Source organism: Iamia sp., assembly GCF_035575815.1.
Taxonomy (GTDB): domain Bacteria; phylum Actinomycetota; class Acidimicrobiia; order Acidimicrobiales; family Iamiaceae; genus Iamia.
Genome location: NZ_DATLXO010000039.1, coordinates 18,376 through 31,983 on the forward strand (window position 1 = coordinate 18,376; position 13,608 = coordinate 31,983).

A 13,608-nucleotide genomic window follows, 5' to 3' on the forward strand; every position below is an offset into this window, starting at 1 on the left:
TGCCCCACGGCCCTTCCTCGACTTTCACTGCTCGCTGCGGAGCGACTGGTTCACGTCCGCGTCAGGCATCCACCTCGTTCGCGTGCAGGCGCCGCTGGTCGTGGGTCGTGTCGGTGCGAGCGACGGGGGCCGGTGTTGAGGCTGCGCCGCAGGATCCCGGCGCTGGCCCTCACGGGGCCTTCCTCGTGGGCGCCGCGTGCGCGGGCGGGGGTGACGGAGACGACGACGGCGCACCCGTCAGCGCGCCGGCCACCGACCGCTTCGACGCGCTGGACGACGTGGAGCCGGGGGAGGGCTCGGCGATCATCGGCATCGAGGAGCTAACCTTCGCGGTCACCGCGTGCGCGGATGGCTCTGCCCCCGACGATCCTCCCGAGGCCAAGCGGACCACCGCCGGGGTCGACGGCGCCGGGCTCGACCTCACCGACCCCGATGCCACCGAGCCGCTGATCGACCGTCGCGGCGATGCCCTTGACGTGCGCGCCACCTTCGGCCCCGAGCAGGCTCGAGCCGGCGACGAGGGCCCGGTCGACGGTCGCCTCCGGGCCCGCTGCCCCGCCTCCTGAGCGCGAGATCGGTCAACCCGGCGAGACCGTCCGCCTCACCTGACGAACGATCCTGAAGGGCCGGCCGAGGGGCGGGCGCCGGGGCTGGGTACCGTGGGGGCGATGGCCCCCACGGCGACCGAACCCGCCACCCCCACCATCGGGCGGCTGATCTACGATGGCGACTGCGGGTTCTGCACGGCGACCGCGAGCTGGTTCGGCCGCCGCCGCAAGGCGTCCGAGGTCGCCGTCCAGCCCTGGCAGGCGCTCGACCTCGACCGCTTCGGACTCACCGAGCGCCAGACCCGCACCGAGGTGTGGTGGGTCGATGCCGAGGGCCACAACCACGGCGGGCACCGGGCCGTGAGCCGGGCCCTGGAGGCCATGGGTGGGGCATGGTCACTGGCCGGACGCCTGTTGCGCCTGCCCCCGGCCTCGTGGGCTGCGGCGCTGGCCTACCGGCTCGTCGCCCGCAACCGCCACCGCCTGCCCGGCTCCACCGACGCCTGTCGCCTCGATCCCTGAACGCCGCTCGACCCCCATGGCCCCGATCGACGGTCGGGGCCTGCCCTACCCCGTCGGGGTCGACCTCTCGTCCTCGACGTCCCACACCCGGACTCCGGCCACGTCGATGGTGTCGCCGGTGAGGTCGCGGATCGGATGTCGGCTCCGCATCTTGTGGATCGACCTGGGCCCCACGCGCAGCGTCGCGTAGCTGATCGCCCCGAGGGGGATGGGCATCCAGAACTGGGCCAGGCGGTAGGTGACCACCGCGATGGCGGCGGTGCTGCTGTCGAGGCTGAAGCCGACGAGCGTGGCGATGAGCGTCGCCTCGACGAAGCCGAGCCCGCCGGGTGTGATCGGGATGACGGCGAGGATGTTGGCCACGCAGAACGCCACGATCACATCGACCGGGTTCAGGGTGGGGCCGAAGGCCCGGATGAACACCCAGAGCGCAGCTGCGTCGAGCAGCCAGTTGACCGAGGCCCAGAGGATGCCCCGCCTGATGAGCGTGGGGTCCTCGATGAGGTCCTGCAGGCGGGCGACGAGGGTGAGCATGAAGCGCTCGGCGGTGTCGGGATCGAGGAACGGCACCTTGTCGGCGACGGCCCGCACCACCCGGATGGCCGGGTCGCGACCCTTCATGAGCAGCACGACCAGCCCGGCGAAGACGGCGAGCAGCACCATCCCCGCGATGGCGGCGGTGCCGTAGACGGGGTTGAACCCGTCGAGGGGGATCGAGACCAGCAGCGCGATCCACAGCAGGAGGTTCAGCACCACCGCGGAGCCCAGGCCCACGGTGGCCATGCTGAAGCCGGCGGCGGCGCCGTTCACGCCCGACTGGGTGAGCAGCCGGTAGCCAAGGGTGCCCCCTGCGGCCGAGCCTCCCGGCACCAGGTTGGTGACCGCCTTGGTCGAGAGCTGGATGCGCAGCACCGTCGACATGGAGAGGCGGGGTGTCGGCGGGAGGGTCACCCGGGTGAGCTGGGCGTAGGCGACGAGGGCGGTCAGCTCCAGGCCGAGGCCGACCAGCAGGAGGATGGGGTTGACCGCGCTCAGCTTGTCGGCCGCCTGGCGGGCCCCGCCCAGCTGGGGCACCACCAGGTAGTTGAAGACCAGGAAGAAGGCGATGATGAGCGGGGTCCGCTTCAGGGTCTTGGCCCCGGTGACCTTGAGCCTCTCGGTCGTCACCGACGTGCCGAGCAGACCGTCGCCCTCGCCGTCGGTCTCACCGTTGGACCCAGCGTTCCCGGTCGCCGGGGGCGAGGAGGCGAGCGCGCCCTCAGACGGGGCGCCGGACCCTTGTCCCGCCACTCGACGTGGTGCAGGCGAGGGATCCTTCGGGGGGGGATGGGCGGCGATGGGCTCATTGTCCCAGGAAAGACGGTCGTCCGGCGACCGCGAGCCCCAGCGGCGCGCGGCGCGCGGCGCGTGCTGGGTCGCCGGGACCGGCCGCAGGGCCGTCACAGGGCATCGGTAGGGTGGCCTCGATGCCCCCGCCCGACCGCTTCGGCGATCACCTCGACCTCCTCGCCGGGTTGAACCCGGCCCAGGTCGACGCCGTCACCCACGTCGACGGACCCCTCCTGGTGCTGGCCGGTGCGGGCTCGGGCAAGACCCGCGTCCTCACCCACCGCATCGCTCACCTCATCCGCGATCACGACGTGTCGCCCTTCGCCGTGCTCGCCATCACCTTCACCAACAAGGCCGCCGATGAGATGAAGCAACGGGTGGCGGGCCTCGTCGGGCCCGTCGCCCAGAAGATGTGGGTGTCGACCTTCCACTCCGCCTGCGTGCGGATCCTGCGGCGCGAGGCCACCCGCATGGGCTACCCGTCGTCGTTCACGATCTACGACCAGGCCGACGCCGTGCGCCTCACCGGCTATGTGCTGCGCGACCTCGACATCGACACCAAGCGCTTCACGCCCCGCACCGTCCATGCCACCGTCAGCGCGGCCAAGAACAAGGGCATCGGCGTCGAGCGCTACGAGCAGCAGGCCACCAACCCCTTCGAGCGTCGCTACGCCGAGGCCTACCGCGAGTACCAGGCCCGCCTGCGCAAGGCGGGGGCCATGGACTTCGACGACCTGCTCGGCGTCACCGTCGACGTGCTCCGGGCCTTCCCCGACGCCCTCGAGCACTACCAGCGCCGCTTCAGCCACATCCTCGTCGACGAGTACCAGGACACGAACCCGGTCCAGAACGACCTGGTCATGCTCCTCGGTGCCGAGCACCGCAACGTCTGCGTGGTCGGTGACCACGACCAGTCGATCTACCGCTTCCGCGGCGCTGAGATGAGCAACATCGTCGACTTCGAGACGGCGTTCCCCGAGGTCAACGTGGTGCTGTTGGAGCAGAACTACCGCTCGACCCAGACCGTCCTCGACGCCGCCAACGCGGTCATCGCCCACAACGTGGCCCGCAAGCCCAAGGAGCTCTGGACCGACCAGGGTGCGGGCGAGCCGATCCTGCGCTTCCACGCCGACGACGAGTCCGACGAGGCCCAGTGGGTCACGGGGCGCATGTCCGCTCTGCACGACCAGGGCGAGCGTTGGGGCGACATGGCCGCCTTCTACCGGACCAACGCCCAGAGCCGGGTGCTCGAGGAGTCCCTGGCCCGCAGCGGCATCCCCTACAAGGTCCTCGGGGGCACCCGGTTCTACGACCGGCGCGAGGTGAAGGACGCCGTCGCGTACCTGAAGGCGGTCGTGAACCCGGCCGACGAGGTGGCGGTCAAGCGGATCCTGAACACCCCCAAGCGGGGCGTGGGCGACGCCTCGATCGCCCGGCTCGACGCGTGGGCGGCGAGCGGTGGCCTCACCTTCACCGAGGCCCTGCGCCGCGCCGGGGACGCCGGCGTGGGGGGCCGTGCCGTGAACGGCATCGACACCTACCTGGAGGTCATCGCCGCCGCCGAGGTGGTGCGCGACGAGGGGCCGGGGCCCATGCTGGAGGTGCTGCTCGACCGCAGCGGCTACGTGGCCGAGCTGCGGGCCGAGCACTCCATCGAGGCCGAGGGGCGGATCGAGAACCTCGCCGAGCTGGTGGGTGCGGCCCAGGAGGTCACCGCGCCCGACGTGTTCCTCGAGCAGATCAGCCTGGTGGCCGACACCGACGCCCTCGACGCCGATGAGTCCCAGGTCGTGCTGATGACGCTCCACTCGGCCAAGGGCCTCGAGTTCCCGGTGGTGTTCATCATCGGGATGGAGGACGGCGTCTTCCCCCACATCCGCGCCCTCACCGAGCCCGCCGAGCTCGAGGAGGAGCGGCGCCTCGCCTACGTGGGCATCACCCGGGCCCGTCAGCAGCTGCACCTCAGCCACGCGTGGGCCCGCACCATGTTCGGTTCCACCCAGTACAACCCGCCGAGCCGCTTCCTCGAGGAGATCCCCGCCGACCTGGTCACCGAGATCCAGGGGCGCCGCCGGTCGTCGCGGGGAGGAGGTTCCTGGGGCGGCTCCGGCCGCTCGTCGTGGGGCGGCGGCAATCGGGACGACACCCCGACGTCGACGACGTGGGGGAGCGGCCGGGGCCGTGACGAGGTCAGCCCGGCCCGGGCCCGGCGCGAGGCGACTCGCGAGCGCCGGGTCGACGCCGCCCTGCACCCGGCAGCCGCGCCCGAGGCGATCGGGGCCGTCGCCCTCGGGCTGCGGACGGGCGACGACGTGCACCACGCCAAGTGGGGCGAGGGCGTGATCCTCGACATCGAGGGCCAGGGCGACAAGACCGAGGCCCTCATCCGCTTCCCGTCGGTGGGCGAGAAGCGCCTGCTCCTCGCCTGGGCCCCGGTCGAGCGAGCGACCTGACCCGCGCCTGGCGCCGAACGCGTTCTCCCGGTGGGCGGTACCGTCGCGCCATGCAGACCCAGTTCGACCGCCGCGCCGCCTTGCGCCTGATGGGCATGGGGCTGGTCTCCTCCGCGGCGGTGCCGTGGTTGGCGTCGTGCTCGTCCGACGACGACGGCGCGTCCGGTGGCCCGACCACGGGGGCGTCCACCACGGCGGGACCGACCACGACGACCCGGCCCCCCGGCCCCGTCGGGCCGTTGGGTGAGCCCGACGCCAACGGGCTGCAGCTGCCCGAGGGCTTCACCTCGCGGATCGTGGCCCGCAGCGGCGAGGAGGTCACGGGCACCGGCTACACGTGGCACGGCAACCCCGACGGCGGCGCCTGCTTCGCCCAGGACGACGGCGGCTGGATCTACGTGTCGAACTGCGAGGAGGCCGGTACCGGCGGGGTGTCGATGGTCCGCTTCGACCCCGAGGGCGAGATCACCGAGGCGGCCCGCATCTGCGACGGGACCAGCATCAACTGCGCCGGGGGCGCCACGCCGTGGGACACGTGGCTCACCTGCGAGGAGCATCCCGATGGCCGGGTCTGGGAGTGCGATCCACGGGGAGAGGAGCCGGCGGTGGTCCGCCCTGCGCTCGGGACGTTCAAGCACGAGGCGGTCGCCGTCGACGCCGAGGCCGAGGTGCTCTACCTGAGCGAGGACGAGCCCGACGGCGCCCTGTACCGGTTCGTCCCCGCCGAGTGGCCCTCCCTCGAGGCCGGGCGGCTCGAGGTCCTGGCCGGGCCCGAGGACGAACGGCGCTGGGCCGAGGTGACCGACGCCGGCGGTGGTTCCGCCTCTCCCACCCGCAACCAGGTCGCCGACGTGGTCCGCTTCAACGGGGGCGAGGGCCTGGCTCACTTCGAGGGCACGACCTACCTGGCGACCAAGGGCGACAACCGCATCTGGGCCCTCGACGGCGACGACGTCGAGATCGTCTACGACGCCGCCACCACCGAGGCCATGGACGGGGCCGACCCGGTGCTCACAGGAGTCGACAACATCGCCGTCGACGCCGGCGGTGACCGCTACGTCGCCGAGGACGGCGGCACCATGGACGTCGTGCGCCTCGGCCCCGACGGCCTCGTCGAGCCCGTCGCCCGGCTCGACGGGGTGGAGGGCTCCGAGATCACCGGTCCCGCCTTCTCGCCCGACGGCACCCGCCTCTACTTCAGCTCCCAGCGCAACCCGGGCGTCACCTACGAGGTGACCGGCCCCTTCCCCCACGCCGAGCCCGACCGGTGACCCCGGGCTTGCGCCAGCTCCGCCGGGTGCGCCTCGCCTTCGATCACGACCTCACCCTCGGGACGCTGCTCGAGCGCCTGGCCGACGCTGATCCCGACCGGGTCCTGGTCGACGAGATCGGAGGCGACCGTCGCACCGTCGCTCAGGCGGCCGAAGCCGTCGATCGGTGGTCGGGCGCCATCGCGGCGCGGACCTCGCCCGGTGACGTCGTCGTCGTGGCCACGCCCAACGGCTACGACCAGTTCCTCCTCTGCCTGGCCGTGAGCCGCGCCGGCGCCCTCCCCGCCCCCGTGAACGACCGCATGCGCGACGAGGAGATCGACCACGTCGTCGCCGACGCCGGCGCCTTGCTGGTGCTGCGATCGGCCGACGACCTGCCGGCGGGCGACCGCCTTGGTGCTGCCCACCTGACCTCGGCGTCGGACGTGGGCGCCGTCTTCTACACCTCGGGCACGACCGGACGGCCCAAGGGGGCCGAGCTGACCCACCACGGGATCCTCGGCGGCATCAACGTGGCCGCGCTCCTGCCCGCCGGGCTGCGTGACGACGAGGCTGTGGTCGGCCTGCCCATGGCCCACATCATGGGCTTCGTCGCCGCCGCCGGTCTCGCCTGTGCCGGGATACCGGTGCGGTCGCTCCCCCGCTTCGACGCCGAGCTCGCTCTCGACCAGATCGAGGCGCGCCGGGCCAGCGTGTTCGTCGGCGTGCCCGCCATGTACCGGATGCTCCTCGACGCCGGGGCGGAGGAGCGCGACCTGTCGTCGATCCGGCTGTGGATCTCCGGTGCCGATGCCATGCCCGCCGAGCTGTCCGAGCGGTTCGCACGCATGGGTGCCCTGGCCGACCTCCCGGGCGTCGGGACGGTCGGGTGGGCCGTCTTCGCCGAGGGCTACGGCCTGGTCGAGACGGCCGGCGGCGCGGCGGTCCGAATCGCGCTCCCGTTCCTGCCGGCGTCACTGTCGCGCCTCGGTGTCCCCCTGCCCGGGTACAAGACCCGCGTCCTCGGCGACGACGGACGGCCGGTGCGGCGCGGTGAGGGCGGCGAGCTCCACCTCTCCGGGCCCGGCGGGTTGAAGGGGTACCGGGGCGACGCCAAGGCCACCGCCGGCGTGCTCACCGACGACGGGTGGCTGCGCACCGGTGACCTGGTGCGCCGGAGAGCCTTCGGGCTGTTCACCTTCGAGGGCCGGGCCAAGGACATCGTGGTGCGCGGGGGCTACAACGTCTACGTCGTCGAGGTCGAACAAGCGCTCGAGCGCCACCCGGCCGTCGCCGAGGCCGCCGTGGTCGGCCTCCCCGACGAGCGCCTGGGCGAGGTCCCGGTCGCCGCCGTCCGCCTATCACCGGGCCGGACGGCCGCGCCCGACGAGATTCGGGCCTGGGCCAAGGAGCAGCTCAGCTCCTACAAGGTGCCGGTGCGGGTCCTCGTCGTCGACGCGCTCCCCACCAGCGGCACCCGCAAGATCCAGCGCACCGAGGTCAAGGCCCTCTTCACCGACGCTTGAGCCCGGCCATCCTCGGACTGGTCGCGGTTTCCGTCGTTGGAGGGACGGATCCCGCGACCAGTTCATCGAGGAGCGAGGGTGGATCAGCCGGGTTCGGTGGTGTCGGGGACGTCGCCCGACTCGATGATGGTGGTCGTGGGCGCATCGGTGGTGCTCGGCCGGCGTTCGAAGTTCAGGTCGACGTCGAGCTTCCCGTCGTCGACGGTGACGGGGTACCGTTCGAGGCCCTCGCCGTCCGCCGGCGCGGTGAGCGAGGCGTCGCACCGGGCGCGGAACTGCTCCTCGTCGGGCCGCCACTCCCACACGCAGTCGCGGTCCTTGTCGGGCGGTTGGGCCCGGAAGGCGTACCAGCCTCGGTCCACGTCGTCGCCGAGGTGCTGGAGGATGAGGTCGCGGTCCTGGCCACCGGAGACGTCGCCGTAGATGATCGGACCCCGCTCGTCGATCTCCCCGGCCAGCCGCTCGGCGTTGCCGCCCTGGAAGGTCTGGTCACCGAGGCGCACGTCGAAGCTGTCCTGGCGCGAGGTGAGCACCGACGCCCCCCAGAGGACCAACAGCACCAGGGCGATGCCGACGCCGGAGACCGCCAGGGCCCGCCCTGCGTGGCGGCGCGACGGCTCGACCGGGCTCACCGGCGGCCCCGTCGAAGGATCAGCCGAGTGGGAGGAGGCGTCAGACTGGTCGTCGGAGACACCTGCGTAGTATCCCTGCCCGGGCCCGCCGGCATCGAGTCGCCCCGGCGCTTCCGCACCCCTCCTCCCCAGAGAGACCGCTCCCCCGCATGGACCTGTTCGAGTACCAAGGCAAGCAGTTCTTCGCCCGCTACGACATCCCGGTGTCTCCCGGCGATGTGGCCACCACCGTCGACGAGGCGGTCGCCGTGGCCGAGGCCATCGCCGACTACCCGGTCGTGGTGAAGGCCCAGGTGCAGGTCGGCGGACGGGGCAAGGCCGGCGGCATCAAGCTGGCCGACACGGTCGAGGAGGTGCGCATCCATGCCGAGGCGATCCTCGGCATGGACATCAAGGGCCACACCGTCGAGCGGGTCTGGATCGAGAAGGCGTCGGACATCGCCGAGGAGTACTACGCCAGCTTCACCCTCGACCGCTCGGCCAAGACCCACCTCGGGATGCTCTCGGCCGAGGGCGGCGTCGAGATCGAAGCCGTGGCCGAGACCAACCCCGACGCCATCGCCAAGACCTGGATCGATCCCGTCGACGGCCTCACCGAGGAAGCCGCCCGTGAGTGGGTGGCCGCGGCGAAGCTGAACCCGCAGGCCACCGAGGGCGCGGTCGACATCCTCCGCAAGCTCTACACCGCGTACACCGAGGGCGACGCGGACCTGGCCGAGATCAACCCGCTGATCCTCACCCCCGAGGGCCAGGTCCACGCCCTCGACGCCAAGGTCACCCTCGACGCCAACGCCGCCTTCCGCCACGACCTCTCGGAGTACGAGGCCACCCAGGAGCGCGACCCGCGCGAGCAGGCGGCCCACGAGAGGGGCCTCCAGTACGTGGGCCTCGACGGCAACGTGGGCGTCATCGCCAACGGTGCTGGGCTGGCCATGTCGACGGTCGACATCATCAACCAGGTCGGCGGCCAGCCGGCCAACTTCCTCGACATCGGCGGCGGCGCCAACGCGGACGTGATGGCCGGGGCCCTCGAGGTCATCACCGGCGACGAGAACGTGCGGGCCATCTTCATCAACATCTTCGGCGGCATCACCAAGGGCGACGAGGTCGCCAACGGCATCGTCCAGGCCCTCCAGCGGGTCGACATCGACCTCCCGATGGTGATCCGCCTCGACGGCACCAACGCGGCCGAGGGCCGCAAGATCCTGGCCGCCAGCGCCGAGAAGGTCATCTCCAAGCCGACCATGGTCGAGGCCGCCCAGGCTGCCGTCGAGCTCGCCGGCAGCTGAAGGAACGAGCACCAGCAAAATGAGCATCTTCGTCGACGAGGCCACCAAGGTCGTCTACCAGGGCCTCACCGGCTCGCAGGGCCGCTTCTACGGCCTCCGCAACCGCGACTACGGCACCCAGGTCGTGGCCGGGACCAACCCCAAGAAGGCCGGCACCGACGTCGATGGCATCCCCATCTTCGCGTCGGTCGCCGAAGCCAGAGAGGCCACCGGCGCCACCGCGTCGTGCGTCTTCATCCCCGCCCCGGGCGTGAAGGCGGCGGTGATGGAGGCGGCCGAGGCCGGTCTCGAGCTGGTCGTGGTCATCACCGAGGGCGTCCCCGCCCAGGACGAGGCCTGGTTCTTCAACAAGGTCAAGCGAGACCACCCCGGCACCCGCATCCTGGGCCCGAACTGCCCCGGGCTCATCAGCCCCGGCAAGGCCAACATCGGCATCACCGCCGGCGAGATCGCCAAGGAGGGCGGCCCCGTCGGCATCGTGAGCCGCTCGGGCACGCTCACCTACCAGGCCCTCTACGAGCTCAAGCTGGCCGACATCGGCGTCACCACGTGCGTCGGCATCGGTGGTGACCCCGTCCCCGGCACCAGCTTCATCGACTGCCTCGAGGCCTTCGAGGCAGATCCCGAGACCAGGGCCGTGATGATGATCGGCGAGATCGGCGGCTCGGCCGAGGAGGAGGCCGCCGAGTTCATCAGGGACGAGATGTCGAAGCCGGTCTCGGCCTACGTCGCCGGTGTCACCGCCCCCCCGGGCAAGAAGATGGGCCACGCCGGCGCCATCGTCTCGGGCGGCAAGGGCACCGCCGCGGCCAAGATCGAGGCCCTGGAGGCCGCCGGCGTCCGCATCGGCCAGAACCCCACCGAGGCCGGCGCCCACATGGTCGACATCGTCAAGGAGCTCTGAGGGCTCCGAACTGCTCGCGCACGGCTGTGGCGCCGTGCGCCTTCCGGTGGTCAGGCCGCCCACCTCATCGCGCGCGAGGCGCCCCCCGTCGACCTCACGTCTCGTCGAGCGCCTGCGTCGAGAGTGGCGGACGAGCAGGCGAACCTGACCTCCTGGGACTGCAACGGACTGCGCTCGGCCGCCGCCCGCGCCCGGCCACGCCTCTAGGCTCGCCCTCCATGGACGAGGGCCCGGTCCACCCGGTGCGCGCCCTGTGGGCCGTGCCCCGCAGCGCGTCGACCGCGTTCGAGCGCATGGTGATCGAACGGGGCGATCACCACGTCCTCGACGAGCCCTTCTCGGCGGCGTACTACCACGGCCCCGAGCGCCGCAGCCCCCGTTACCCGGTGTCCGAGCCGAGTGCCACCGTCGCCCGGATCGTCGCGGACGTCGATCGCGCCGCCCGGCGGGAGCCGGTGTTCGTGAAGGACATGGCCTACCACCCCGGCCCCGAGCTGGACCGCGCCCTGTCGTCCTCCTGGTGCCACTCGTTCCTGGTGCGCGACCCGCGGTGGTCGATCCCGTCCATGGCGCGCATCTGGCCCGACCTCACCGAGGAGGAGGCCGGCTTCACCGCTCTGGCGCGGGCGGTCGACCGGGTGCCCGAGGCCGGAGGCGACCCGGTGGTCATCGACAGCGACGACCTGTGCCGCGACCCCGCCGGCGTCGTCGAGGCATGGTGTGCGGCCATGGACCTGGACCCCGACCCCACGGCCCTGGGCTGGGAGCCCGGGATGCGTCCCGAGTGGGAGCGGTGGCGCGACTGGTACGGCGCCTCGGCCGAGAGCACCGGCTTCGCCCCGCTCCGCGCCGGCGGGCCGCCCACCGTCGACGACCCCCGCCTGCGTGACCTCATCCAGGCCAGCCTGCCGCTCTACGCAGAGCTGGCGGCCAACTGCGTCTCGCCCCGGAGCGTCCGGCCCCGCTGAGGTCGCCGTCGGCGCCAGCCCCGCCTCGACCCGAACTGGTCATGGATCAGGGGGTCCCCACACCCAGATCCGTGACCACGACCGGCTCTCCTGGCCCCCAACCCCGAACTGGTAGCCGAATCGGGGGCTCCAGCACCCAGATCGCCGACCAGTACGGCTGGAATCGGGCGGCTACGGGGTGTTGGATGGCGGGGGCGACGGGAAGCCGGGGTCCTCGGGGCGTTCGGGGCGCTCGACCTCGTCGGCCGGTGGCGCCGGTGGCGGGCCGGGGATCACCTGCGTGCCGGAGTCGAAGAGAACGTTGCGGTCGACCGCCGGCGCCGGCTCAGGCTGGGGGTCGATCGGCGGTGCGGGCTGCGGATCGAGCGGGCCCGGGCCCGGGTCGGGCTGCGGCCCCGGAGGCGCCGGCGCAGGCTGCCAGGGCTGAGGCTCGGTGGGCGAGGCCACCGGCTGCTGCCACTGACCGGGATCCGCGCCGGGTGCTCCGGGCTGGCCACCGACGATGGTCTGGTCCCAGGCCGGCGGCGAGGCCGACGTGACATCTGAGGGATCGGGCTGCCACTGGCCCGGGGCGAGGGTCTGGTCCCACTGCTCCGGCTGCTGAGGGGCGGCAGGCTGCTGCCACTGGGGCTGCTGAGGGGCGGCCGGCTGTTGCCAGTGAGGCTGCTCCGGCGGCGGCGCAGGGGCAGGCTGGTTCCACTGAGGCTGCTCGGGTTGCTGAGGCGCGGCGGGCTGCGGCCACTGAGGCTGTTCGGGCTGAGGGCCAGGCTGCTGCCACTGGGTGGGATCGGCGTGGGGCGCAGGCTGGTTCCACTGGGACTGTTCGGCCTGAGGCCCGGGCTGCTGCCACTGAGGCTGTTCGGCCTGAGGCCCGGGTTGGTTCCACTGAGGCTGTTCGGCCTGAGGGCCGGACTGCGGCCAGCTGGGCGCCGCACCCGCCACCGGGTAGGCCGGGGCCGTGGCCACGCCGGCCTTCTTGGCGTCGAGCATGGTCAGGACCGTGCCCCCCACGACCCCTGCGGTGCCGATGAAGAGCAGCAGCAGGCCGAGGTCCGGATCGGCCTCACCCAGGACGATGTTGACCAGGTAGCCCAACCAGAGGAGGAAGGCGAAGGCCGCCGCCACCAGCTGGATCTGCCCGAGGGTGAAGCCGCCGATGGCCTTGCCGGCCAGGCCCTTGGCGAACGCCCCGGCCAGGGCGACACCGGCTGCGATCAGGGCGAAGAGGGGGATGTAGGTGCCGACGCCGAAGAGACCCGGGCCGACATTGTCTACGGTCCACACCGACCAACCGACGTCGCCGCCTCCGAAGCCCACGTCGACCTTGGCGATCTGGACGAAGGAGAAGATGAAGGTGAGGAACCCCGCGACGGCGGTGACGATGGCGCCGAGGGGCAGGGCTGCCTTCGGGGCCGGTTGGGCTTGTTGGGGCCAGGCCACGAAGGGGCCTCCTGGGACGGGGATGAGGACGATCGGTCTAGCCGACGCGGCGGACGGTGCCCACCGGTCGGGACCGCGCCTGTGTACCCGTGCGTCGGGACGGCGAACCGGCGGCGGCTGGTAGGTTCGCTTCCCGTGCGCGTCGCGGTGCTGGTGTCGGGAACGGGGTCGCTCCTCGACGCCTTCGTGGGCGACGGCATCGCTGTCGCCCTGGTGGTCGCCGATCGACCCTGCCCGGCGCTCGACCGGGCCACCGCGGCCGGCCTGAACAGCGCCCTGGTCGTCCGTGACCGCTTCGACGCCGGCTTCGACCGCGAGGGCTACTCGGCGCGCCTCGTCGAGGTGCTCCGCGACCACGACATCGACCTCGTCGCCATGGCGGGCTTCGGCACCATCCTCGGACGCGCCGCCCACGATGCCTACGGCGGTCGGCTGGTCAACACCCACCCGGCGCTCTTGCCCGCGTTCAAGGGATGGCACGCGGTGCGCGACGCCCTCGCCGCCGGCGTCTCTCGGTCCGGGTGCACGATCCACGTCGCCGGGCTCGAGGTCGACACCGGGCCGATCCTCGCCCAGGGGGAGGTGCCCGTCCTCCCCGGTGACGACGAGGCCTCGCTCCACGAGCGCATCAAGGTCGTCGAGCGGCGCCTCTACCCCGCCACGGTGCGGGCGATCATCGACCGCGGGTCGGTGCTCCCCGTCGATGATCCGACGGCCCCCGAGCCCATGACCGCCCAGGAGGCCTGA

12 protein-coding genes are annotated in these 13,608 nt (G+C 72.4%); 9 read left to right on the forward strand and 3 right to left on the reverse strand.

Annotation, left to right across the window (positions count from 1 at the left end; all coding sequences use genetic code 11):
• Positions 1–185: 185 nt before the first annotated feature.
• Complete coding sequence (locus VNL12_RS03640) at positions 186–566, forward strand: hypothetical protein (protein ID WP_325591577.1); 381 nt, start codon at positions 186–188, stop codon at positions 564–566.
• A gap of 102 nt (positions 567–668) precedes the next feature.
• Positions 669–1,070 (forward strand): DUF393 domain-containing protein, encoded by a 402-nt coding sequence (locus tag VNL12_RS03645; protein ID WP_325591578.1) that lies wholly within the window; start codon positions 669–671, stop codon positions 1,068–1,070.
• A gap of 45 nt (positions 1,071–1,115) precedes the next feature.
• Here the strand turns inward: VNL12_RS03645 and VNL12_RS03650 are convergent, their stop codons facing one another.
• The gene (locus VNL12_RS03650) at positions 1,116–2,237 is read right to left on the reverse strand and encodes a lysylphosphatidylglycerol synthase transmembrane domain-containing protein (protein WP_325591580.1); all 1,122 of its coding nucleotides are present in this window, start codon (positions 2,235–2,237) and stop codon (positions 1,116–1,118) included.
• 299 nt (positions 2,238–2,536) lie between these two features.
• On the opposite strand from VNL12_RS03650, the gene VNL12_RS03655 reads away from it, so the two are divergent.
• The 3 genes from VNL12_RS03655 to VNL12_RS03665 are packed head-to-tail and all read left to right on the forward strand — an operon-like array spanning position 2,537 to position 7,628.
• Positions 2,537–4,852, forward strand: a complete 2,316-nt coding sequence (locus VNL12_RS03655) for a UvrD-helicase domain-containing protein (protein ID WP_325591581.1) — start codon at positions 2,537–2,539, stop codon at positions 4,850–4,852.
• Between the two features lie 50 nt (positions 4,853–4,902).
• Positions 4,903–6,123 carry an alkaline phosphatase PhoX gene (locus VNL12_RS03660; protein WP_325591582.1) on the forward strand — a complete coding sequence of 407 codons (1,221 nt, stop codon included), beginning with the start codon at positions 4,903–4,905 and terminating at the stop codon, positions 6,121–6,123.
• Positions 6,120–7,628 carry a class I adenylate-forming enzyme family protein gene (locus tag VNL12_RS03665; RefSeq protein ID WP_325591584.1) on the forward strand — a complete coding sequence of 503 codons (1,509 nt, stop codon included), beginning with the start codon at positions 6,120–6,122 and terminating at the stop codon, positions 7,626–7,628. Before VNL12_RS03660 ends, VNL12_RS03665 begins: the two co-directional genes overlap by 4 nt.
• Before the next feature lie 83 nt (positions 7,629–7,711).
• On the opposite strand, the gene VNL12_RS03670 is transcribed toward VNL12_RS03665, so the two are convergent.
• Entirely contained in the window at positions 7,712–8,260 is a 549-nt protein-coding gene (locus VNL12_RS03670; RefSeq protein WP_325591586.1) for a hypothetical protein, read from the reverse strand.
• Positions 8,261–8,409: 149 nt separating this feature from the next.
• On the opposite strand from VNL12_RS03670, the gene sucC reads away from it, so the two are divergent.
• The 3 genes from sucC to VNL12_RS03685 all read left to right on the forward strand — a co-directional run bounded on the left by sucC (position 8,410) and on the right by VNL12_RS03685 (position 11,421).
• Positions 8,410–9,549: an ADP-forming succinate--CoA ligase subunit beta gene (sucC, locus tag VNL12_RS03675; protein ID WP_325591588.1), complete on the forward strand. Its 1,140-nt coding sequence runs from the start codon at positions 8,410–8,412 to the stop codon at positions 9,547–9,549.
• A 19-nt stretch (positions 9,550–9,568) separates the two neighbouring features.
• Positions 9,569–10,453, forward strand: coding sequence for a succinate--CoA ligase subunit alpha (sucD, locus tag VNL12_RS03680; protein WP_325591590.1), 885 nt, complete (start codon positions 9,569–9,571; stop codon positions 10,451–10,453).
• Between the two features lie 218 nt (positions 10,454–10,671).
• Positions 10,672–11,421, forward strand: coding sequence for a hypothetical protein (locus VNL12_RS03685; protein WP_325591591.1), 750 nt, complete (start codon positions 10,672–10,674; stop codon positions 11,419–11,421).
• A 171-nt stretch (positions 11,422–11,592) separates the two neighbouring features.
• Here the strand turns inward: VNL12_RS03685 and VNL12_RS03690 are convergent, their stop codons facing one another.
• The gene (locus tag VNL12_RS03690) at positions 11,593–12,861 is read right to left on the reverse strand and encodes a hypothetical protein (RefSeq protein WP_325591593.1); all 1,269 of its coding nucleotides are present in this window, start codon (positions 12,859–12,861) and stop codon (positions 11,593–11,595) included.
• 135 nt (positions 12,862–12,996) lie between these two features.
• Here VNL12_RS03690 and purN point away from each other — a divergent pair, with 135 nt between their 5' ends.
• Positions 12,997–13,608: a phosphoribosylglycinamide formyltransferase gene (purN, locus tag VNL12_RS03695; protein WP_325591595.1), complete on the forward strand. Its 612-nt coding sequence runs from the start codon at positions 12,997–12,999 to the stop codon at positions 13,606–13,608.

Bases quoted from the DNA above. Each gene is read 5' to 3' on its own strand.
- VNL12_RS03645 (WP_325591578.1), top strand. From the start codon at position 669: ATGGCCCCCACGGCGACCGAACCCGCCACCCCCACCATCGGGCGGCTG.
- sucC (WP_325591588.1), top strand. From the start codon at position 8,410: ATGGACCTGTTCGAGTACCAAGGCAAGCAGTTCTTCGCCCGCTACGAC.
- sucD (WP_325591590.1), top strand. From the start codon at position 9,569: ATGAGCATCTTCGTCGACGAGGCCACCAAGGTCGTCTACCAGGGCCTC.
- VNL12_RS03655 (WP_325591581.1), top strand. From the start codon at position 2,537: ATGCCCCCGCCCGACCGCTTCGGCGATCACCTCGACCTCCTCGCCGGG.
- VNL12_RS03660 (WP_325591582.1), top strand. From the start codon at position 4,903: ATGCAGACCCAGTTCGACCGCCGCGCCGCCTTGCGCCTGATGGGCATG.
- VNL12_RS03685 (WP_325591591.1), top strand. From the start codon at position 10,672: ATGGACGAGGGCCCGGTCCACCCGGTGCGCGCCCTGTGGGCCGTGCCC.